This is a genomic window from Phaeacidiphilus oryzae TH49, assembly GCF_000744815.1.
GTDB classification, from domain to species: domain Bacteria; phylum Actinomycetota; class Actinomycetes; order Streptomycetales; family Streptomycetaceae; genus Phaeacidiphilus; species Phaeacidiphilus oryzae.
Map to the genome: position 1 here is coordinate 6,747,794 of NZ_JQMQ01000005.1, position 19,627 is coordinate 6,767,420.

Sequence of the window (19,627 nt, forward strand, 5' to 3'; positions counted from 1 at the left end):
GGAGGCGGGCCCGCCGCGCGCCGGGCTTCCGCGCGGGCGCGGTCCCGCCCCGCGCCCCCGCTTCACCCTGCCGGCTGACCGGCCCAGGGCCGGGAACCCGGGCCGTGGCCGTTGCAGTGGCCGTGGCCGGTACCCGGGCCGGGGTCAGAGCCGCAGCCCGAGGTGCCCCCTCAGCCTGCCGCCGGCGTCACCGGCGTCACCGGCGTCACCGGCGTCCGCAGCGCCCCAGCGCCCGCAGCGCTCGCGACCGGTGGGCGCTGGGCGGCAGTTGGTACGCGCTGCGGAAGGCTCGGGTGAAGTCCGCCGCCCGGGGATAGCCCCAGCGGGCGGCGATCACATGGATGGGGGTGCCGCTCTGCGCCGGATCGCCGAGGTCGCGCCGGGCCGCCTCCAGCCGCAGGCGCCGGATGTATCCCGCGACGGTGGTGCCCTCCTGCTGGAAGAGGCGGTGCAGCTGGCTGCGCGAGACGTAGTGCGCGGCGGCGATCCGGCTCGGGGTCAGCCCGGGGTCCTGGAGATGGCGCCGGATGTACGCCTTCAGGTCCCCGCTGCGCGGAACGGAGCCGGCGCCCCCGAGCCGGTCGCCGATCGGTAAGGGCGCCTGGTTGCAGCTCATCTGGTCCCCCGACGGAGAATGGCGCGCTGGTGGTGAGGTACACCAGTCAACCGCCCGTCGATCAACGGGGGATCAATGCCCGCACGGCTGACCCACCGTCAACTGCCGTACGGGCAAAGCCCTTTCCGTCGCGTCAGTCGGCCGTCCGGGCGTACCGCAGGAGGAAGCGGGCCTCGGCCAGCGCGAGCCGGCGGATCTCCTCCGGGTGGACGCTCTCGTTCGGGGCGTGGATCAGGCAGGTCGGCTCCTCGACGCCGATCAGCATGATCTCCGCCTCCGGGAAGGCCTCCTGGAGCGCTCCGCAGAGCGGGATCGACCCGCCCTGGCCCTGGAACTCCAGCGGCTTGCCGTCGAAGGCCTCGGACATCGCCGCGCCGAGCGCCGCGTAGCCGGGGCCGTCGGTACGGGCCCGGAACGGATCGGCGATGAACTCCGGCTCGATCTCCACCCGGGCGCCCCACGGCACCGCCGCCCGCAGGTGCGCGGCCAGCGCGTCGTACGCCCGCTGCCCCGCCAGCCCCGGCGGGACGCGCAGGCTGACCCGCGCCTTCGCGGTGGCCGGGACGGCCGCGGCCGAGCCGACCACCGGCGGGCAGTCGATGCCGAGCACCGTCACCGCCGGCCGCGCCCACACCCGGTCGGCGACCGAGCCTGAGCCGATCAGATGGATCTCGTCGCCGAGCACCCCGGCGTCGGAGCGGAAGGTCTGCTCGTCATAGCCGGTGCCGTCCCAGGTGGCCTCGGTGAAGTCCGCCAGGCCCTCGATGGCGGTGGTGCCGTCGGGGCGGCGGAGCGAGTCCAGGGCGCGGATCAGCGCGGCCAGGGCGTCCGGGGCGGCGCCGCCGAAGGCGCCGGAGTGCTGGTCGGCGGCGAGGGTGGAGACCGCGAGGGTCAGGTTGGCGGCCCCGCGCAGGGTGCTGGTCGCGGTCGGGACGCCGACCGCCGCGTTGCCGGAGTCGGCGATGACGATCGCGTCCGCGCGCAGGTCCTCGGGGTGCTCGGCGAGGTAGCGCTCCAGGCCGCCGGTGCCCTGCTCCTCCGAGCCCTCGATCACGATCTTCAGCCGGACCGGGATCTCACCGCCGTCGGCGAGCAGCGCCCGCAGCGCGGTGAGGTGCATCACCAGGTTGCCCTTGCAGTCCGCCGCGCCGCGGCCGTACCAGCGGCCGTCCGGGCGCTCGGTCAGCTCGAACGGCGGGGTGGTCCAGCGCTCCTCGCCGAGCGGCGGCTGCACGTCGTAGTGGGCGTAGAGGAGGACCGTGGGGGCGCCCTCCGGGCCGGGGCGCTCGCCGACCACGGCGTGGGTGCCGTCCGGGGTGAGCGCCAACCGGGCGTCGGCGAAGCCGAGTTCGCGGAAGGCCTCGGCCACCCAGCGGGCCGCCCGCTCGCACTCCTCCGGCGGGAACTGCCGCGGGTCGGCCACCGAGGGGATGGCCACCAGTTCGCCGAGATCGGCGCGGGCGCGTCCCATCAGCGCGTCCACGCGCGCGGTCAACTCCTCGACGGACGGTGAGAGCTCAGCGGTCATGGGGTGTCCTCTCCTCGGGCCTCCCGCTGGGGCGTGCGGACTTACGTTAACCGCCGCCCGCCCGGTCGCACTCGGCGGCTCGGCGGGGGGCTCGGCGGAGGGCTCGGCTGAGCGCCCTGCGGGGGGCTCTCTACCGTGGGCGTAGCCCGTCTGAGATCAGCGCGGCGACGCGGGCCCGGGCGGCCCCGTCCTGGCCGGCCTGGGCGGCCGCCTGGCCGGCGCCGATCAGCACCAGCTTGAACTCCTCGGGGGTCACGTCGGAGCGCACCGCGCCGGACTGCTGGGCGCGCCGGAGCAGGTCGTCCATCACCTCGCGGAGCTGCTGGGCGACGGCCGGGGCGCTCTCGTCCGTGCTGCGGTTGGCGAGCTCGACCGGGTCCAGTCCGTGGGCGGCGAGCGCCTCGGCGAAGGCGTTCTTGCCCTGGGCGAGGTCGACGGAGAGCTGGAAGAAGTCGAAGAAGGCCTGGCCCGGGTCGTCCCGGGCGGCCAGCCTGCGGCCCTCGTCCGCGGCCCGGCGCAGCCGCTCCAGGAAGACCGCGGTGAGGAGGTCCTCCTTGGTGGGGAAGTGCCGGAAGACCGTGCCCACCCCGACGCCCGCCTGCCGGGCGACCTGCTCGGTGGAGGCGCCGGTGCCGTGCTCGGCGAAGACCTCCTCGGCGGCGGCGAGGACCCGCGCGCGGTTCCGTCGGGCGTCCGCGCGCAGCGGCTTTCCGGTACTCAATACGGCTCCCGGGCTTGCTTGGCTCTGGACAAACGGAGTCGCTAGTCCGTATCGTCCTCCACAGGGACGAAACGGAGTGACTACTCCGATCCTACCGGTCGGCCCAGGAGGTCCACCATGAGCGAGAACCGGGTACCCACTCCGCGCGAGGTCGCGGAGGAGCAGCTCCGGCGGATCGACGCGGCGGAGTTCGACACCGTCGCCGAGCTCTACGCCGAGGACGTCCGCGTCGAGACGCCGTTCTCCAGGCCGCGCCGGGTGATCGAGAGCCGGGCGCAGGTCGCGGACGGGTTCCGGGCGGCGGCCGGACAGGTGCGGCTGAGCCTGAAGAACCAGGTCCTCTACACCACCGACGACCCGGAGGTGGTGGTCGCGGAGTACGACCTCCGCGGCGAGGTGCTGTCCACCGGGCGCGAGTTCGAGGGCCGCAATGTGCTGATCTACCGGGTGCGCGACGGGCTCATCGTCGAATCGCACGACTACCACGACCATGTCGCGGTCGCGGAGGCGATGGCCGCGGGGGAGGAGAAGGACGATGAGCGCTGAGGGCGTGCGGACGCCGCGCGAGGTCGCCGAGGAGTGGGTGCGGCTGCGGCGCGAGTGGAACACCGAGGAGACCCTGAAGGCGCTCGTCGAGCTGTACGCGGACGACGTCGTCATCGACGTCCCGTTCGCCAAGCCGCGCGGACGCGTCGAGGGCCGCGCGCGACTGGAGGAGATGACCCGCGGGACGGTCGGCCGGCTGCGGGCCAGGCTGACCGACGCGGTGCTCCACACCGCCGCCGACGACCCCGAGGTGGTCGTGGTCGAGTTCGGCACCCAAGGCGAGGTCCCGGCCACCGGCCGGAGCTTCGACACCCGCAATGTGGTGGTGATGCGCGTGCGGGACGGGCGCATTGCCGAGTCGCACGACTACCACGACCACGTGGCACTGGGGGAGGCGATGGGGGCCGGCGCGGACCACTGAGCACCGCGGCGCGCACTGAGCACCGCGGCGCGGCGCCGGGGCCCGGGGCCCGGGGCAGGGGCCCGGCTAGCCCGGCTACTTCACGGCGGGGTGACGCCGGGTGAGCGCCTCGGCCACGGCCACCTCGGTGCCGGCCAGGCCGACCGAGTAGAAGAGGGTGAGCTGGTCGGCGGAGGTGCGGGCCTCGGCCTCACCGGCCAGCACCGCGCCGAGCTCCAGCATCCGCTCGGCCGGGACCAGCGGCTCGCCGGGTCCGGAGGCGGCCTGCGCCGCCGAGTCGGTGAGGACCACGTCGGCGCGCTCGGCGAGCGCGGGCGGGATCTCGTGCCGCTCGGCGGTCTTCAGGCCCAGGCAGGAGACGTGGGTGCCGGAGGAGATCCAGTCGGCCTCCAGGACCGGCTGCTTGCTGCTGGTGGCCGTGATCACCACGTCGCGGTCCCGGACCGCGTCCTCGACGGAGTCCGCCGGGTGCGCGGTCACGCCCAGTTCGGCGGCCAGCCGGCCGGCGAACTCCCGGGCCCGCTCCGGGCGCCGGGAGGCGACCCGCACCTCCGCGATCCCGCGTAGCGAGAGCAGCGCCCAGATCTGCGCCCAGGCCTGCGCCCCGGCGCCGACCAGGCCGATCCGCAGCGGCTCCTCGGTCGGGGCCGCGGCGTCCACGGCAAGCGCGCCGATCGCGCCGGTCCGGCGCGGCCCCAGCTCGTTGCCGTGCACGATCGCGCTCAGCCGCGGCCCGCCGCCGTCCCTGCCGCGCTCCTCCCAGACGGCGACCAGGTGCTCACCGCCCACGAAGTCGTTGTACGCCCGAAACCCGAACACCCCCCGGTCGGCCAGCCGCCCACTGGTGAAGACCAGATCCCCGGGCCCGAGCGCCGCCCGCGACCGCGCCGGCGCCACCAACTCCCCAGCCGCATGGGCAAGCAGTGCCCCCCGCACCGCCTGCACGGCGGTCCCGGCATCCAACCGCTCACGCACCTGCGCATCCCCGAGAACCACGGGTCCGGCATGTGTGCTCATCAAGACTCCAATCCGCGCTTCGCCTGCCAGTATCTTGATCCCCGGCCCCCCGGACCCGGGAACCCGCCCCGGTCGGCGCGCCTTCGCGGCCGGTTCCGGCGATGACCTGGGTGCGGAGGCCGGATCCTGTTTCCGGCCGCGCCGGGCTTCCACATATGAGGGGTGCGGCTCCGGGCTGACAGGTGGGTGGGGGCGGGGCAGGGTGGGGTGTATGGCGGAGCGCGGTAGTAGGACGACGATCGAGGTCGGGCGGGATGTCGCCACGTTGATCAACGTGTTCGAGGTGGCGCCGGAGCGGCAGGCCGAGCTGGTTCGGGCCTGGGTGGACATGACGGAGAGGATCATGCAGCACTGCGCAGGGTTCATCTCGGCCAACGTGCACGCGAGCACCGACGGGCGGCGGGTCGTCAACTACGCGCAGTGGGAGAGTGAGAAGCACTTCCAGGACCTGCTGCGGGACCCGGAGGTGCGGGCTGAGTTCGATCGGCTGGGGGCGATCGCCGAGCGGATGGACCCGCATCTCTACACGGTGGAGTCGATCCACCACAGCTGACCCCGGGGCGGCTCAGGCCTCCTGCGCGGCCGTGCCGACGACGCGGGTGGGGGTTATCCGGAGGATGACCCGGACGACCTCCGGCGGGAGCGCGAGGTACGCGTCGCCGGAGCCGGGGCCCTCGTAGGTCTCCTCCAGGGCCACGGCGAAGGCCCGGCCAGCGTCCTCCTCGATGCTCGCCGTGCCGCGGATCTCGGCGTAGCGCTGCGGGTCCGCGCGGTCGTAGACGGTGAGCGAGACGCGCGGGTCGCGGGCGATGTTGCGCTCCTTGCGCCGGCCGGCCGTGGTGGACAGCAGCAGCTGGTCGCCCTCGCGGCCGACCCACACCACCGAGGTCTGCGGACTGCCGTCCGGATTGAGCGTGGCCAGCACCGCGGGGTTCGGCTCGTCGAGCAACTTGCGCACGGCATCGTTGATCATGCCGCCGAGCGTAGCCGGTGGGTCTGACAACCGCGGCGGCCGGAAAGCGGGAAATCCGTGTGAAACACGGGGACCTCAGGGTTTACCCGATGGTGACGGGTGAGCGGCGTCCGGGGGGTTGCGCGGGGGAGTTGTTACGTGTTCGGATTATCTCGTCGGCGCGCGCCGCCGCGCCCCACGCGCTGCACCTGCCGCACACGCCGCACGCACCGCACTCGCTCTTCCGGCCTGACTGCTCCACAGCGCATCGACCCAGAGGAGACCGCCCCCCATGTTCGACTACGCATCGGCAGATCTCGTCGACGCCTTCACCCGTGAACTCCGGCTCTGCCGGCTCGCCGAGGGCGAGCACGCCGTCGTCCTCAGCGAGCCCGGCAGCCGCGGCGACTACGTGGCCGCCGCCTTCGCCGCGGCCAAGTCGCTCGGCGCGCACGTCGTGGCCGCCACCGTCCCCGGCGGGTCGCCCGCGCCCATGCCGTCCACCCATACCGGCGCCGGCCCCGGCCTGGTCTCGGTGCTGGAGGACCGCACCGCGCAGGACCTGCTGAAGTCCGCCGACCTGGTGGTCGACCTGACCCGGGAGGGCTTCATCCACGCCCCCCTCCAGCAGGAGATCCTGGACGCGGACACCCGGATCATCTTCGTCTGCGACGCCCCTGACGTGCTGATCCGCAACCTGCCCGACCCCGGCGACCGGGAGCGCGCGGAGGGCGCGGCCCGACTCCTCAAGCGCTCGCGGGAGATGACGGTCAGCTCGGCGGCCGGCACCGAGCTCACCGTCTCCCTGGCCGACAGCCACCCCGGCTTCCAGTGCGGCTATGCCGACACTCCCCGGCGCTGGGACCACTGGCCGAGCACCATGGTGCTGTGCTGGCCCGAGGTCTCCAACGGCCGGATCGTGCTGGGCGAGGGGGACATCCTGCTGCCGTTCAAGGAGTACGTCCGCCGCCCGGTCAGCCTGGAGGTCGTGGACGGCCGGATCGAGAAGGTCGAGGGCGGCGCCGAGGCGGAACTGCTGTCGATGTTCTTCGACGACGCCGAGGAGAAGTGGGGCGACCGCTGGGCCCGCCATCTCTCCCACATGGGCTGGGGGATGATGCGCAGCGCGGACTGGTTCGCCACCGCGATGTACGGCAAGGACGAGCTGATGGGGATGGACGCCCGGGCCTTCGCCGGGAACTTCCTGTGGTCCACCGGACCGCATCCGTTCCTCCGGCGCGAGTCCTACGCGCACCTCGACATCGCGATGCGCGGCTGCACTGTCCGGGTGGACGGGGCCGAGGTGGTCGTCGACGGCCGACTCGCCGAGGACGCGGGCTGAGCGTGCGCCGCCTCCTCCCGTACCCCACAGAGACAGAGAGGCTTCGCAGATGGCAATGAGCCAGTCGTACCGCGTGATCGTGGTCGGTGGTGGACTCGGCGGACTGACCACGGCACTGGCCCTGAGGCACCGCGGGCTCCGGGTCACCGTACTGGAGCGCGCGCGCCAGTTGGGCGAGGTCGGCGCGGGGATCCAGACCGCTCCCAACGCGAGCCGCATCCTGATCGGACTCGGCCTGCGCCGGCAGCTGGAGGCGATCCGCACCCAGCCGGAGGACCAGGTCCGCCGCCGCTGGCAGGACGGCAGCGTCATCGGCCTGACCCGGCTCGGCGCCGAGGTCCAGGAGAAGTACAACGCGCCCTACTGGCACTACCACCGCGCCGATCTGCACCGGGTGCTGCTGGACGCCTGCCTCGACCCGGAGGGCCCAGGCCCGCTGGTGGCGGTGCACACCTCCGCGCAGGTCGTCGAGCTGGACCGGGGCGACCCGCGGCAGCCGGCGGCGATCACCGCCGACGGCCGCCGCTTCGAGGGCGACCTGGTCGTCGGCGCGGACGGAGTCCGTTCCCAGGTGCGGGACCTGATCGGCGCCGAGGACACCCTCGTCTTCTCCGGGGACATGTGCTATCGCGCGCTCATCCCCGGCGACCTGCTCGCCGCCGACCCGGCCACCCGCTTCCTCTTCGACCGCTACCAGTCCACGATCTGGTACGGCCCGGGCCGGCATCTGGTCCACTACCTGATCCGGGGAGGGGAGTGGCTGAACGTGGTGGCCTGCGTCCCCGCCTCCGAGGAGGTGGCCAGGGCGGTCGCCGGCGGCGAGGACTGGACCTCGACCGCGAGCGTCCGCGAGCTCTCCGAGGCCTATCCGGGCTGGGACGACCGGGTGCCGGCGATGCTGTCCAAGGCCAAGGAGGAGGTGGCCTGCTTCGCCCTCTTCCACCGCCGCCAGGACCCCGTCTGGGTGGACGGCCGGGTGGCGCTGCTCGGCGACGCCGCCCACGCCATGCTGCCCTACCAGGCGCAGGGCGCCTCCCAGGCGATGGAGGACGCGGCGGTGCTGGCCGAGGAGCTGGGCGCGGTCACCGTCGACCGGGTCGAGGAGGCGCTGCGGCGCTACGTCGACCGGCGGGCCAAGCACGCCGGGATGGTCCAACAGGCCTCCTTCCGCAACCGCACCTTCTACCGCCTCCCCGAGGGCCCCGAGCAGCAGGCCCGGGACGCCATCCTGGCCGAGCGCTTCGCCGGCGAGTCCGACGTCTCCTACGACTGGCTGTGGAGCGGCACCCCGCTCGACCAGTCGGACCGGGAGTCCTTCCGCTACCCGATCCACCGTTGAGGTGACGCCATGTCAGTAACGTCAGGAACGGCCGGCAGACCACCGGAGACCCCCGTCCAGGGAGCGCGCGACAACGCGAACAACGCGAACAACGGGGCCGCGCTCTCCGCCATCGTCCAGGAACTGCCGTGGAAGTGGCGGGTGCAGGGCCGGATCTTCGTCATCGGCGGCCTCGGCTACCTCTTCGACGCCTGGGACGTCACCCTCAACGGCTACCTCACCCCCCTCCTCGGCACCGACTTCCATCTCGGTATGGGCCAGCGCAGCCTGGTGGCCACCGCCAACCTGGTCGGGATGGCGGCCGGCGCGCTGCTCTGGGGCGCGATCGCGGACCGGATCGGACGCAAGCGCGCCTTCTCCATCACCCTGCTGGTCTTCGCGCTCTTCTCGGTGCTGGGCGCGGCCGCGCCCGACTACCCGGTCTTCCTGGTGCTGCGCTTCCTCGCCGGGGTCGGCCTCGGCGGCTGCATCCCGGTGGACTACGCGCTGGTCGGCGAGTTCAGCCCGCGGAAGTACCGGGGGCGGGTGCTGACCGCGATGGACGCCTGGTGGCCGATCGGCGGCACGTTGTGCGGGCTGGTCTGCACCGGGCTGGTGAGCCTGGCCGGGGGGAGCGAGGGGAGCCACGGGGTGTGGCGCTGGCTACTGGTGGTGATGGTGCTGCCCGCGCTGCTGCTCTTCTGGATCCGGCGCGGGGTGCCGGAGTCGCCGGTCTTCCTGGCCCGCAACGGGCGCGAGGCGGAGGCGCGGGCCGTCATCGCCCGGCTGGTCGAGGAGACCGGGGCCGGTCCGGTGACGTACCCGGCGCCGGCGCCGTCGGAGCCCGGGCCGAGGGAGGAGCGGGCGGACGGCGCTGTGCCGCCGCCGGCGGGTCGGCCGCTGGCCGCCGGCTGGGCCGGACTCCGCTCCGGGCTGGTCCAGTTGGGCCTGGTCTGGCGCAGCGCGCCGCGGATCACCTCGGTGGCCTGGGCGCTCTTCGTCACCGTGATGCTGGTCTACTACGCCGCGCTCAGCTGGATGCCGACCATCCTCGCCGACCAGGGCTACGCGGAGACCGCGGCCTTCTCCGGCACCACGCTGATGAGCGGGGTCGGGATCGTCGGCGTGCTCACCGCCGCCTGGCTGGTGGACGTGGTCGGCCGCAAGCCGCTGCTCGGGCTGGCCGCCCCGGTGGCCGCGATCGCGCTGGTGCTCTTCGCCGTACTGCTGCACACCCAGTGGGCGGCGCTGACCCTGCTCGGGCTCTTCGGGTTCCTGGTGCAGCTGGCCATCCCGCCGCTGTACGCGTACGTGGCCGAGCTTTACCCGACCCGGATCCGGGCCAGCGGCTTCGGTGCGGCCTCGGCGGCCAGCCGGGTGGCGACCGGCTTCGCCCCGCTGCTCTTCGGCAGCGTGCTGTGGCCGGTGCTGGGGCTGCCGCTGACCTTCGCCGTGCTGGGCGCGGCGGTCGTCCTGGCGGTGGTCTGGATGGCCTTCGCCGCCCCGGAGACCAAGGGACGCGAACTGGACGCAGAGGAGACGGACATGGGAGAGGGGGTGCCGTCGTGAAGCCCGCGGCGTTCTCGTACCACCGGGCCCGGGATCTGGCCGGGGCGGTCGGCCTGCTGCACGAGCTGGGGGAGACCCGGGGCGAGCAGGCCAAGCCGATCGCCGGAGGGCAGAGCCTGGTCGCGATGATGAACTACCGGCTGGCGCGGCCCGCGCATCTGGTGGACATCGCCCGCGTTCCCGGCCTGTCCGGCCTGACGCTCGGTCAGGACGCGCTGCGGATCGGCGCCCTGACGACCCATCATGAGGTCGAGCACGCCACCGATGCCGAACTCGGCCCGTTCCGCGTGCTGCGCGAGGCGATGCGCTGGATCGGCCACCCGCCGATCCGGGTGCGCGGCACGGTCGGCGGCAGCCTGGCGCACGCCGACGCGACCGCAGAATGGTGCCTGCTCGCGGTGGGTCTGGACGCGCAGGTCGAGGCGCACGGCCCGGGCGGGACGCGGACCATCCCCGCCGCCGACTTCCTCCGCGGCTGGTACAGCACCGCGCTGGACCCGGACGAGCTGGTCACGGCGGTGCTGTTCCCGCGGCCCGGAGCGGCGCGCGCCGCCGTCACCGAGTTCGCGCTCCGGCACGGCGACTTCGCGGTCGTCTCGGCCCTGGTCGACCTGGACGGCGGCCGGGTCGCGCTCGGCGGGGTCGCCCCGGTCCCGATCCGGGTCCCCGAGGCGGAGGCGGTGCTCGCCGCCGGCGGCTCCTACGCCGACTGCGCGGAGGCCGCCGCGGCCGCGGTGGACCCCCCGTCCGACGCCCGTGCGAGCTCCGCCCACCGGCGGGCCCTCAGCCGGAACCTGGTCCGCGCAGCCTGTGAGGAGGCGGCCGCCCGATGAACGATTCGACAACCAGCGCCACCACCGCGAGGGCCGCCGAAGGCGGTCTGGTCGGCCGGTCCGTGCGGCGGCGGGAGGATCCCCGCCTGCTCAGCGGGCGGGGGAGGTTCACCGACGACATCCACCTGCCGGGGATGCTGCACGCGCAGTTCGTGCGGAGCACACAGGCGCATGCGCGGGTCCTCGGGGTCGATCTCACGGCGGTGCGGGCCGTGCCGGGGGTCGTCGCCGCGTACACCGCCGAGGATCTCGCACTGGGCCCGATCACCGCCGAACTCGACCGCCCGCCGGAGGAGTTCGCCCGTACCGAGATGCCGGTGCTGGCCGGGGAGCGGGTGCGGTTCGCGGGGGAGCCGATCGCGATCGTCCTCGCCGAGGACCCGTACGCCGCCGAGGACGGGGTGGAGGCGGCCGTCGTCCGGTACGAGCCGCTGCCCCCGGTCGTCGACGCCGGCCAGGCGCTGACCGCCGGGGCCGGGCAGCTGCACCCGGAGGCCCCCGGCAACACCCTGGTCGACGTCACGCTCTTCCCCGGCGAGGGGATCGAGGAGGTCTTCGCGCGGGCGGACTGCGTGGTCCGGGTGGAGAGCCGCACCGGCCGGCAGAACGCCCTGCCGCTGGAGACCCGCGCGGCCGTGGCCGAATGGGACGAGCGCGCCGGGCAGTTGGTGCTGCACACGCCCAGCCAGGTCCCGCACCAGGTGCGGACGGTGGCCGCCGGCTCGCTCGGGCTGGACGAGCAGGCGGTGCGGGTGGTGGTGCCCGACATGGGAGGTGGCTTCGGCATCAAGTGCGTGGTGGGCCGGGAGGAGATCGCCACCGCCGCCGCGGCCCGCCGGATCGGCCGGCCGGTGAAGTGGATCGAGGACCGCAGGGACGCGCTGACCGCCTCCTTCCTGGCCCGCGAGCAGCACTACCGGCTGCGGGCAGCGTTCTCCGCCGAGGGCAGGATCCTCGCCCTGGACGCGGACGTGGTCTGCGATATGGGCGCCTACTCCTGCTATCCCTTCACCGCCGGGATCGAACCGCTGATGGCGGCGGCCGAGATGCCGGGCGTCTACCGGGTGCCGGCGTACCGGGCGCGCGGGCGGGCGGTCGCCACCAACAAGGCGCCCAGCGCGCCCTACCGCGGGGTCAGCAGGCCCCAGTACGTGATGGCGGTGGAACGCCTCTTCGAGCGCGCGGCAAGGGAGTTGGGCATCGACGCGGTGGAACTGCGGCGCCGCAACCTGATCACCGAGTTCCCGTACCGGGGCGTCAACAACATCACCTACGACCCCGGCTCCTACGTCGAATCGCTCGACCTGTGCGAGCGGCTGCTGCGCGAGGAGGGCTGGTACGACCGCAGGGCGGCGGCGGAGGCCGAGGGCGACTGGCTCGGCATCGGCTACTCCTGCTTCAGCGAGCGCACCGGCTACGGCACCGCCGCCTTCGCCCAGCGGAAGATGGCCGTGGTCCCCGGCTACGACCTGGCCGAGGCCCGGATGGACCCGGGCGGCGCGGTCACCGTCACCACCGGGACGCTCAGCCACGGCCAGAGCCACGAGACGACCATGGCGCAGATCGCCGCCGACGAACTCCGGCTCCCGCTGGGCAAGGTGATGCTCCGTCAGGGCGACACCGACCGCGTCCCCTACGGCTGGGGGACCTTCGCCTCCCGTTCGATCGCCATCGGCGGCAGCGCCGTCCGGCTGGCCGCGCGCAACCTCGGCGAGCGGCTGCGGACGCTGGCCGCCCGGCTGCTGGACGTCCCGGTCGAGGAGACCGTCCTCGACGAGGGCGCCGTACGGGCCTCCGACGGCCGGGCCCTGCCCTACCCCGAGCTGGCCAGGATCGCCCACCTCCGCGCCGACCTGTTGCCCAAGGGGATCGAGCCGGGGCTGACCGCCACCGCCTCCTTCGACCACTTCGGCGACGGCACCTTCTCCAACGCCACCCACGGCGTGGTCGTCCGACTCGACCGGGACAGCGGGCGGGTGGAGATCCTCCGCTACCTCTGCGTGGAGGACTGCGGGGTGGCGGTCAACCCCAAGGTCGTGGAGGGCCAGTGCCGGGGCGGGATCGCTCAGGGCCTGGCCGGGGCGCTCTTCGAGGAGGTGCGGTACGACGCGGACGGCCAGCCCCAGTGCACCGGCTTCCTCGACTACCTCACCCCGACCGCGCTGGAGATCCCGGAGATCTCCGTCCACCACCTGGAGACGCCCTGCGCCTTCACCGAGACCGGCGCCAAGGGCGCGGGGGAGGGCGGCACCATCGGCGCCCCGGCGGCCGTGCTGAACGCGGTCAACGACGCCCTGCGCCGGACCGGCGTGGAGCTCGACGACACCCCGATCCGGCCCGAGGCCGTGTACTTCGCCATGGACAGGAACAGGGAGCAGACCGAATCATGACGGATCGTCAGCTGATCACCCTCACCGTCAACGGCCGCGACCACGAGCTGGCCGTCGACCCCAGGCGCACCCTCGCCGACGTGCTCCGGCACGATCTGCTGCTCACCGGTACGCACATCGGCTGCGAGCACGGGGTCTGCGGGGCCTGCACGGTGCTGCTGGACGGGCAGTCCGTCCGCAGCTGCCTGGTCTTCGCGGTGCAGGCCGAGGGCCGGGGCATCCGGACCGTCGAATCCCTCGGCGAGCCGGGCGAGTTGAGCGACCTCCAGGAGAGCTTCGCCGAGCACCACGGACTCCAGTGCGGCTTCTGCACGCCCGGATTCCTGATGCTCGCCGAGGGCTTCCTGGCCGAGAACCCGGCGCCGAGCCGCGAGGAGATCCGCGAGACCGTCGCGGCCAACCTCTGCCGCTGCACCGGCTACCAGACGATCACCGATGCCATCGAGTCCTGCGCCGCCGCCCGGCTGGCGCGGGCCGCCGAGGGGAGCACCCTTTGATCCTCGACCACGAGACCGCCGTGGCCGCCGCGCCCGACGAGGTCTTCGACCTGATCTGCGACGCCGAACGGGTGGCCGGCTGCATGCCGGGCGCGACGCTGGAGGGGCGGGCGGGCGGCGAGAGCGGTGAGGAGGAGGCCTGGAGCGGCCGGGTGACCGTCAAGGTCGGTCCGATCACGGCGGGTTACGCCGGCACCGTCCGCTTCCTGGAGACCGACCGGGAGCACCGGCGGCTCCGGCTCCAGGCGCGCGGCGCCGACACCCACGGCGGCGGGGACGCCGAGGCCGGGGTGGAGCTGGAGGTGGCGGAGAGCGCGGACGGGAGCGGCTCGGTGCTGCGGGTCAAGACCGACCTGGTGCTGAGCGGCCGTATCGTCCAGTTCGGCAAGGGGCCGATCCTGGCCGTCTCGGACCGGATACTCCGTCAGTTCGCCGACAACCTGGGGCGGTTGCTCTCCGCCGCGCCGACGGCGGAGGCGGGCGCGGCGGCGGGCCGGGCGCCGACCGCGGTCCGCGTTCCCGCCGCCACTGCCGCTGCCGCGCAGGCTCCGGCCCCGGCCGAACTCGACGCGCTCGGCGCCCTGTTCGGCCCGAATCTCGGCAGGTACGCCCCGATCGCCGGGGCCTTCGCCTTCGGCGTCGTCGAGGGCTGGCTGATCTCCCGCGCCTTCGGCCGCCGTTCGTGACCCGGAGTACGCGAAGCCCCCGGAACCAGGAGTCAGAGATGCCCCAGCAAGCAGAGCCGGACCCCTCGGCGGAGATCGCCGCCACCTACCGGCGGGCCGGCTTCGGCGCCGCCGTCCGCCGCGGGCGACGGCCCGCGCTGATCGTCGTCGACCTCACCCGCGGGTTCACCGAACCCGGCTTCGCCACCGGCGCCGACCTCACCACCGAGGTCGCCGCCGCGGCCGAGCTGGTCGAGGCCGCGCACGCCGCCGGCGCGCCCGTGGTCTTCACCGCCATCGCCTATTCGGAGGCCGAACTCGCGGGTGGCGTCGCCTGGTTGGAGAAGTCCCCGGGGATGCGCGCCCTGCGCGAGGGTGACCCCGCGGTCGAACTCGACCCGAGGCTGCCGTACCGCCCGGGCGCCGACCATCTGATCGTCAAGAATGGCGCCTCCGCCTACGCCGGGACCGGTCTGGCCGCCCTGCTGGCCTCGCTCGGCTGCGACACCGCCGTCGTCTGCGGCGCCACCACCAGCGGCTGCGTCCGGGCCACCGCCGTGGACGCCGTGCAGTCCGGCCTCCCGGTGCTGGTCGCCGCCGCCGCGGTCGGGGACCGGGCGCGGCCGCCGCACGAGGCCGCGCTCTTCGACCTGGACGCCAAGTACGCCGACCTGGTCGGCCAGTCCGAGCTGCTGGAGTACTTCGCCGGCACCCGCGCCGCCCAGCGCCTCCTCGGCCAGCGGGCGCTGGCCGACCTCGCCGACGCGCCGGCGCGCAGCCGCTGGGTGCGCACCGGGGACGGGCTGCGGCTGCACGTCCTCGACTACGGGCCCGCCGACGGCGCCGGAGCCCCCGACCACCGGCCCGCCGCCCTGATCCTGCCCGGCATCACCAGCCCGGCCGTCACCTTCGACTTCGTCGCCCGCGAACTGACGGACCTGGTAAGGCCGCTGGTGCTGGACGTGCGGGGCCGCGGGCTCTCCGACGCCGGGGCGGGCTACACCCTGGAGGACTACGCGCGGGACACCGAGGAGGTGATCCGCCGACTCGGCCTGGAGCGGCCGCTGCTGGTCGGCCATTCGATGGGCGCCCGGATCGCCGCCGCGACGGCCGCCCGCGGCCGGGTGCCGGTGGCCGGCTCCGTGCTGGTCGACCCGCCGATGAGCGGGCCCGGCGGGCGCGGCCCGTACCCGACCACGCTGGCCGCCTTCCTCGGCCAGCTCGACCAGGCCCGCCGGGGGACGGACGCCGAGGAGGTGGCCCGCTCCTGGCCGCGCTGGCCGCGGCCCGAGCAGGAGCTGCGGGCCCGCTGGCTGGCGAGCTGCGACCGGGAGGCGATCGCCGCCACCCACCGCGGCTTCGAGGAGGAGGACTTCTTCGAGCTGTGGCCGTCCGTCCCCGCGCCCTGCGCACTGCTGTACGGGGAGGAGAGCCCGGTGGTGACGGCGGCGGGCGCGGCCGAGGCGGCCGCGGCCAACCCGGCGGCGCGGGTGGCCGGGGTGCCGGGGGCCGGGCACATGGTCTTCTGGGACGAGCCCGGGGCCGGTCTCGCCGCCCTGCGTGAGGCGCTGGAGAGCGTGGGAAAGTTGGCGCATGGCTGACCATGCACCCGCTGACTCCCCGTCCACCGCCGCCCCCCGCTCCCGCGCGCCCGAGGTGCCGGCGCAGCTGGCCGACGCGCCCGGCTTCCTGGCCCGCCGGCTCTACCAGGCCTATCTCGCGGTGTGGGTGCGGCATGTGGACTCGGCGCTGACCGGTCCGCAGTTCGCCGTACTCCAGCTCGCGGAGGCCAACCCGGGTTCGGACCAGCGGTCCATCGCGGCCCTCGCCGCGCTCGACAACTCCACCATGACGGATGTGGCCCGCCGCCTGGAGGGGCGCGGGCTGCTGGACCGCAGAAGCGATCCGGCGGACGGACGGCGGAAGATCATCTCGCCGACCGAGCGCGGCCTCGAAGTGCTGCGCACGGCCAATCGGCACGCCCGCGAACTCGACGAACTCCTTCTCAAGCCGTACCCCACCGACAGGCGCGCCGAGCTGGTCCGCGAGCTCCAGGCGCTCGCCGACCACTGGGAAGGCCTGACCTGACACCCCGCGACACCCCGCCTCGGAGGCGTAAGTGACCACCCATCACATCGGGATGATCGTCCCCAGCTCCAACCTGACCATGGAGACCGAACTGCCCCGGATGCTGCGGGCGCGCGAGACCCGGCAGCCGGAGGACCGGTTCGTGCTGCACAGCAGCCGGATGCGGATGAAGCAGGTGACGCCCGAGCAGCTGCGGGCGATGAACGAGCAGACCGAGCGGGCCGCGGCGGAGCTGGCCGACGCCCGGCCGGACGCGGTGGCCACCGCCTGCCTGGTCGCCATCATGGCGCAGGGGCCCGGCCACCACTGCACGGCGGAACGGCAGATCGCCGAGGTGCTGCGGGCCGAGGGCGCGGAGGCGCCGGTCGTCTCCAGCGCGGGCGCGCTGCTGGACGGGATCGCCGCGCTGGGCGCGCGCCGGGTGGCGGTGATCACCCCGTACCTCAAGCCGCTCACCGCCAAGGTGGTCGAGTACATCGAGGACGCCGGTACGGAGGTCGTCGACGCGCTGAGCCTGGAGGTCGCCGACAACCTCGAGGTCGGCCGGCTGGACCCGCAGGACCTGACCGGGCACTGGCGCCGCCTCGACCTCTCGCGCGCGGACGCGCTGGTGATCTCCGCCTGCGTCCAGATGCCCTCGCTCGCCGCGATCCCGGCGGTCGAGGCCGCCTGCGGCCTGCCGGTCCTCTCCGCGGCGACGGCCACCACCTACCGCCTGCTCGCCGAACTCGGCCTCGACCCGACCGTCCCGGACGCCGGCCGCCTGCTGTCCGGCGACCTCCCGGCGGCCCGGAGGCCGACGCCGGCCTCTCGGGTCAGCTGACGGTCAGCTGACGGAGAGGTCCGCCGATCGCGCGGCGGCGGTCAGGACCTCGCGGAGCATGGCCGGGGTGAGGCGGCCGGTGAAGGTGTTCTGCTGGCTGACGTGGTAGCAGCCGTAGACGTGCAGCGGGGGTTCGGCCGGGTCCATGGCGCGGAGTTCGACGCGCGCGCCGTGGCCGAACCGCGGGCGCGGGCGCGGGATCTCCCAGCGGCGGGCGGCCGCGAGCACCGGGAAGAGCGCCTGCCAGCCGAAGCCGCCGAGGACGACGATCGACCGCAGGGTCGGTTGCAGCAGCTGGAGTTCGCGGGCCAGCCACGGGCGGCAGGTGTCCCGTTCGGCGGGGGTGGGGCGGTTGTCCGGCGGGGCGCAGTGCACCGGTGAGGTGACGCGGACGCCGTGCAGCCGCAGGCCGTCGTCGGCGCGGACGGCGGTGGGCCGGCTGGCCAGGCCGAGCGCGTGGAGGGCGGCGTAGAGGACGTCGCCGGAACGGTCGCCGGTGAACATCCGGCCGGTGCGGTTGGCGCCGTGTGCGGCCGGGGCGAGGCCGACGATCAGCAGCGAGGCGTCGACCGGCCCGAAGCCGGGGACCGGGCGGGCCCAGTACTCCCAGTCCGCGAAGCCGCGCCGGCGCACTCGGCCGATGTGCTCGCGCCACTCCACCAGCCGCGGACAGGCGCGGCAGTCGATCAGCCGCGCGTCCAGCTGGGCGATGCTGTGCGCCTCCGCGCTCTCCTCCTGTGGGGACTCCATGGCTCCATCCTGCCTCGTGGCCGCGTCCGTCCGCCCGCCCCCGCGTCGCCCGCGCGCCCGCCCGCCGGCCGGCGGTTGCGGCCCGGTCGCCCCCTCCGGGTGCCGGGCCGGGGATGTACTTCGTCGGCGCGATCCTCGCCCATCTGCGGGTCGGCTCCCGCGACATCGTGGGCGGGACCGTCTTCCTGCTGACGGCCGCCGCCGTCCTCGCCCTGAACCTTCTCGCCAACGGCGGCTGACGAAAGCCTGCGGGGGCCTGGGGGTCTGGGGTCCTTGGGTCCAGGGATCCCCCGAAAGGGTCTGCCGCCGTGACCTGACCCGCGGCGAGGTCGTTTGGATCACGACCGGCCGACCCGGGCGGGTGGCGGTGAGGGAGGATCCATGGCAACCGCGGCACCCGCGTCCGCGCTGGTCGTCCTGGTCGTCGCCGCGGGGCTGGGCCTCGCCGCCGGCGTGACGGTGGCGGTCCGCACCGGCGGCGGCCGCCTCGTCCGCAGGCCCCGCCCGGTCGGGTCCGGCCGCTGCGCCGCCGCGCCCGTCGACCGGCCGGCGGCGGCGACCGGTGAGACCGTCCGTACCTGAGCGGCGGCCCGCCCGTGCTTGACTCTGACACCGTGTGAGGCGGTGGAGTCGGGGGCGTCATGTTGAGTATCGGAGACGTCGCCCGCTACGGCCGTGTCTCGGTCCGGATGCTGCGTCACTACGACGCCACCGGGCTGCTGCGCCCGGCCCGGGTCGACCCCGTCAGCGGCTACCGCTTCTACGCGGCCGGTCAACTCGCCCGGCTGAACCGGGTGATCGCGCTCAAGGAGCTCGGCTTCACCCTCGCCCAGGTGCGGGCGATCGTGGACGAGGCGGTCGGCACCGAGGAGCTGCACGGCATGCTGCGCCTGCGCAGGGCCGAGCTGGCGGAGGCGATGGCCACCGCCGAGGCGCGGCTGACGCAGGTCGAGGCGAGGATCCGAGCGATCGAGAGCGAGGGGCGCATGCCCGACCAAGACATCGTCATCAAGAGGATCCCACCCGTCCGGGTGGCGGAGCTGACCGCGACCGCCGCGAGCTACGACCCGCGGCACATCAGCCCGGTCATCCAGCCGCTCTACCGCGAGCTGTTCGCACGGCTGGCGGCGGCCGGAGTGCAGCCGTCCGGGCCGGGGATCGCGTACTACGAGAACGCGCCGGGGGAGGGCGAAGCAGCGGAGGGCGAAGGCGCCGGCGAGGGCCGGGTCCGGATCCACGCCGCCGTCACCGTGCCCGGCTCCGTGCCGCTGCGGCACGACGCGCACGACGGGCACGACGGGGATGACGGAAGCAGCGTGGGCGGCGGCGGGTTTCGCGTCCTCGACCTGCCTGCCGTGGAGGAGGCGGCGACCATCGTCCACCGCGGCTCGATGGACGCCGTCCTCCCCACCGTGCAGGCGCTGGCCCGCTGGCTGGACGCCGGTGGCTATCGCTGGACGGCCCACGCCCGCGAGGTCGGCCTCGCGTGCCCGGAGGACCGCGAGGAGTGGGTGACGGAGCTGCAGGTGCCGATCGCCCCGATCTGAACGC

The 19,627-nt window shown here is 74.4% G+C and carries 21 protein-coding genes and 1 pseudogene; 16 read left to right on the forward strand and 6 right to left on the reverse strand.

Translation table 11 applies throughout. The features are described from left to right. Positions 1-205 precede the first annotated feature (205 nt). The 3 genes and pseudogenes from BS73_RS33700 to BS73_RS33710 form a co-directional block, all read right to left on the reverse strand. Positions 206-541, reverse strand: a pseudogene (locus tag BS73_RS33700) (helix-turn-helix domain-containing protein); the annotation flags it as partial. A 208-nt stretch (positions 542-749) separates the two neighbouring features. After that, positions 750-2,144 carry a dipeptidase gene (locus BS73_RS33705; protein ID WP_037578111.1) on the reverse strand — a complete coding sequence of 465 codons (1,395 nt, stop codon included), beginning with the start codon at positions 2,142-2,144 and terminating at the stop codon, positions 750-752. Positions 2,145-2,274: 130 nt separating this feature from the next. Then, positions 2,275-2,865: a TetR/AcrR family transcriptional regulator gene (locus tag BS73_RS33710; protein ID WP_037578112.1), complete on the reverse strand. Its 591-nt coding sequence runs from the start codon at positions 2,863-2,865 to the stop codon at positions 2,275-2,277. A gap of 117 nt (positions 2,866-2,982) precedes the next feature. Here BS73_RS33710 and BS73_RS33715 point away from each other — a divergent pair, with 117 nt between their 5' ends. Beyond that, positions 2,983-3,411: a nuclear transport factor 2 family protein gene (locus BS73_RS33715; RefSeq protein WP_051941309.1), complete on the forward strand. Its 429-nt coding sequence runs from the start codon at positions 2,983-2,985 to the stop codon at positions 3,409-3,411. Next, positions 3,401-3,832, forward strand: a complete 432-nt coding sequence (locus tag BS73_RS33720; protein WP_051941310.1) for a nuclear transport factor 2 family protein — start codon at positions 3,401-3,403, stop codon at positions 3,830-3,832. The genes BS73_RS33715 and BS73_RS33720 overlap by 11 nt, the downstream gene beginning before the upstream one ends. Before the next feature lie 75 nt (positions 3,833-3,907). Here the strand turns inward: BS73_RS33720 and BS73_RS33725 are convergent, their stop codons facing one another. Beyond that, a complete protein-coding gene (locus BS73_RS33725; RefSeq protein ID WP_235215619.1) occupies positions 3,908-4,807 on the reverse strand; it encodes an ornithine cyclodeaminase family protein in 900 nt (299 codons plus the stop codon). A gap of 316 nt (positions 4,808-5,123) precedes the next feature. On the opposite strand from BS73_RS33725, the gene BS73_RS33730 reads away from it, so the two are divergent. Then, positions 5,124-5,402, forward strand: a complete 279-nt coding sequence (locus BS73_RS33730; RefSeq protein ID WP_235215765.1) for an antibiotic biosynthesis monooxygenase family protein — start codon at positions 5,124-5,126, stop codon at positions 5,400-5,402. A 12-nt stretch (positions 5,403-5,414) separates the two neighbouring features. Here BS73_RS33730 and BS73_RS33735 read toward each other — a convergent pair whose 3' ends face one another. Next, a complete protein-coding gene (locus BS73_RS33735) occupies positions 5,415-5,822 on the reverse strand; it encodes a PPOX class F420-dependent oxidoreductase (protein ID WP_037578115.1) in 408 nt (135 codons plus the stop codon). Between the two features lie 271 nt (positions 5,823-6,093). Between BS73_RS33735 and BS73_RS33740 the strand changes: the two genes are divergently transcribed. The 10 genes from BS73_RS33740 to BS73_RS33785 are packed head-to-tail and all read left to right on the forward strand — an operon-like array spanning position 6,094 to position 17,326. Further along, positions 6,094-7,143: a hypothetical protein gene (locus BS73_RS33740; RefSeq protein WP_037578117.1), complete on the forward strand. Its 1,050-nt coding sequence runs from the start codon at positions 6,094-6,096 to the stop codon at positions 7,141-7,143. Positions 7,144-7,192: 49 nt separating this feature from the next. Beyond that, on the forward strand, positions 7,193-8,482 hold the full coding sequence (locus BS73_RS33745) for an FAD-dependent oxidoreductase (RefSeq protein WP_037578119.1): 1,290 nt from the start codon (positions 7,193-7,195) through the stop codon (positions 8,480-8,482). A 9-nt stretch (positions 8,483-8,491) separates the two neighbouring features. Next, complete coding sequence (locus BS73_RS33750) at positions 8,492-10,030, forward strand: MFS transporter (protein ID WP_084704562.1); 1,539 nt, start codon at positions 8,492-8,494, stop codon at positions 10,028-10,030. Continuing rightward, the gene (locus BS73_RS33755) at positions 10,027-10,863 is read left to right on the forward strand and encodes an FAD binding domain-containing protein (protein ID WP_037578120.1); all 837 of its coding nucleotides are present in this window, start codon (positions 10,027-10,029) and stop codon (positions 10,861-10,863) included. The genes BS73_RS33750 and BS73_RS33755 overlap by 4 nt, the downstream gene beginning before the upstream one ends. Further along, positions 10,860-13,253, forward strand: a complete 2,394-nt coding sequence (locus BS73_RS33760; RefSeq protein ID WP_051941311.1) for a xanthine dehydrogenase family protein molybdopterin-binding subunit — start codon at positions 10,860-10,862, stop codon at positions 13,251-13,253. Before BS73_RS33755 ends, BS73_RS33760 begins: the two co-directional genes overlap by 4 nt. Next, complete coding sequence (locus BS73_RS33765; RefSeq protein WP_037578122.1) at positions 13,250-13,750, forward strand: (2Fe-2S)-binding protein; 501 nt, start codon at positions 13,250-13,252, stop codon at positions 13,748-13,750. The genes BS73_RS33760 and BS73_RS33765 overlap by 4 nt, the downstream gene beginning before the upstream one ends. Then, positions 13,747-14,436, forward strand: a complete 690-nt coding sequence (locus BS73_RS33770) for an SRPBCC family protein (RefSeq protein WP_037578124.1) — start codon at positions 13,747-13,749, stop codon at positions 14,434-14,436. The genes BS73_RS33765 and BS73_RS33770 overlap by 4 nt, the downstream gene beginning before the upstream one ends. Positions 14,437-14,474: 38 nt before the next feature. Beyond that, positions 14,475-16,016 carry an isochorismatase family protein gene (locus BS73_RS40815; RefSeq protein WP_084704563.1) on the forward strand — a complete coding sequence of 514 codons (1,542 nt, stop codon included), beginning with the start codon at positions 14,475-14,477 and terminating at the stop codon, positions 16,014-16,016. Beyond that, on the forward strand, positions 16,009-16,503 hold the full coding sequence (locus BS73_RS33780; RefSeq protein ID WP_037578125.1) for a MarR family winged helix-turn-helix transcriptional regulator: 495 nt from the start codon (positions 16,009-16,011) through the stop codon (positions 16,501-16,503). The genes BS73_RS40815 and BS73_RS33780 overlap by 8 nt, the downstream gene beginning before the upstream one ends. A gap of 31 nt (positions 16,504-16,534) precedes the next feature. Further along, entirely contained in the window at positions 16,535-17,326 is a 792-nt protein-coding gene (locus BS73_RS33785) for a maleate cis-trans isomerase family protein (protein WP_037578127.1), read from the forward strand. Positions 17,327-17,329: 3 nt separating this feature from the next. Here the strand turns inward: BS73_RS33785 and BS73_RS33790 are convergent, their stop codons facing one another. Then, the gene (locus BS73_RS33790; protein ID WP_051941312.1) at positions 17,330-18,076 is read right to left on the reverse strand and encodes a uracil-DNA glycosylase; all 747 of its coding nucleotides are present in this window, start codon (positions 18,074-18,076) and stop codon (positions 17,330-17,332) included. A gap of 113 nt (positions 18,077-18,189) precedes the next feature. Here BS73_RS33790 and BS73_RS38000 point away from each other — a divergent pair, with 113 nt between their 5' ends. From BS73_RS38000 to BS73_RS33805, 3 genes are all read left to right on the forward strand, one after another. Further along, complete coding sequence (locus tag BS73_RS38000) at positions 18,190-18,315, forward strand: hypothetical protein (RefSeq protein ID WP_037578129.1); 126 nt, start codon at positions 18,190-18,192, stop codon at positions 18,313-18,315. Between the two features lie 142 nt (positions 18,316-18,457). Further along, on the forward strand, positions 18,458-18,658 hold the full coding sequence (locus BS73_RS33800; protein ID WP_037578131.1) for a hypothetical protein: 201 nt from the start codon (positions 18,458-18,460) through the stop codon (positions 18,656-18,658). Positions 18,659-18,717: 59 nt separating this feature from the next. After that, positions 18,718-19,623 (forward strand): MerR family transcriptional regulator, encoded by a 906-nt coding sequence (locus BS73_RS33805; protein ID WP_037578134.1) that lies wholly within the window; start codon positions 18,718-18,720, stop codon positions 19,621-19,623. Positions 19,624-19,627 lie beyond the last annotated feature (4 nt).

Coding starts and splice junctions, on each gene's coding strand:
- BS73_RS33745 (WP_037578119.1), top strand. CDS start 7,193: ATGGCAATGAGCCAGTCGTACCGCGTGATCGTGGTCGGTGGTGGACTC.
- BS73_RS33805 (WP_037578134.1), top strand. CDS start 18,718: ATGTTGAGTATCGGAGACGTCGCCCGCTACGGCCGTGTCTCGGTCCGG.
- BS73_RS33705 (WP_037578111.1), bottom strand. CDS start 2,144: ATGACCGCTGAGCTCTCACCGTCCGTCGAGGAGTTGACCGCGCGCGTG.
- BS73_RS33800 (WP_037578131.1), top strand. CDS start 18,458: ATGGCAACCGCGGCACCCGCGTCCGCGCTGGTCGTCCTGGTCGTCGCC.
- BS73_RS33760 (WP_051941311.1), top strand. CDS start 10,860: ATGAACGATTCGACAACCAGCGCCACCACCGCGAGGGCCGCCGAAGGC.
- BS73_RS33720 (WP_051941310.1), top strand. CDS start 3,401: ATGAGCGCTGAGGGCGTGCGGACGCCGCGCGAGGTCGCCGAGGAGTGG.
- BS73_RS33765 (WP_037578122.1), top strand. CDS start 13,250: ATGACGGATCGTCAGCTGATCACCCTCACCGTCAACGGCCGCGACCAC.
- BS73_RS38000 (WP_037578129.1), top strand. CDS start 18,190: ATGTACTTCGTCGGCGCGATCCTCGCCCATCTGCGGGTCGGCTCCCGC.
- BS73_RS33740 (WP_037578117.1), top strand. CDS start 6,094: ATGTTCGACTACGCATCGGCAGATCTCGTCGACGCCTTCACCCGTGAA.
- BS73_RS33780 (WP_037578125.1), top strand. CDS start 16,009: ATGGCTGACCATGCACCCGCTGACTCCCCGTCCACCGCCGCCCCCCGC.
- BS73_RS33735 (WP_037578115.1), bottom strand. CDS start 5,822: ATGATCAACGATGCCGTGCGCAAGTTGCTCGACGAGCCGAACCCCGCG.
- BS73_RS33715 (WP_051941309.1), top strand. CDS start 2,983: ATGAGCGAGAACCGGGTACCCACTCCGCGCGAGGTCGCGGAGGAGCAG.
- BS73_RS33750 (WP_084704562.1), top strand. CDS start 8,492: ATGTCAGTAACGTCAGGAACGGCCGGCAGACCACCGGAGACCCCCGTC.
- BS73_RS33790 (WP_051941312.1), bottom strand. CDS start 18,076: ATGGAGTCCCCACAGGAGGAGAGCGCGGAGGCGCACAGCATCGCCCAG.
- BS73_RS40815 (WP_084704563.1), top strand. CDS start 14,475: ATGCCCCAGCAAGCAGAGCCGGACCCCTCGGCGGAGATCGCCGCCACC.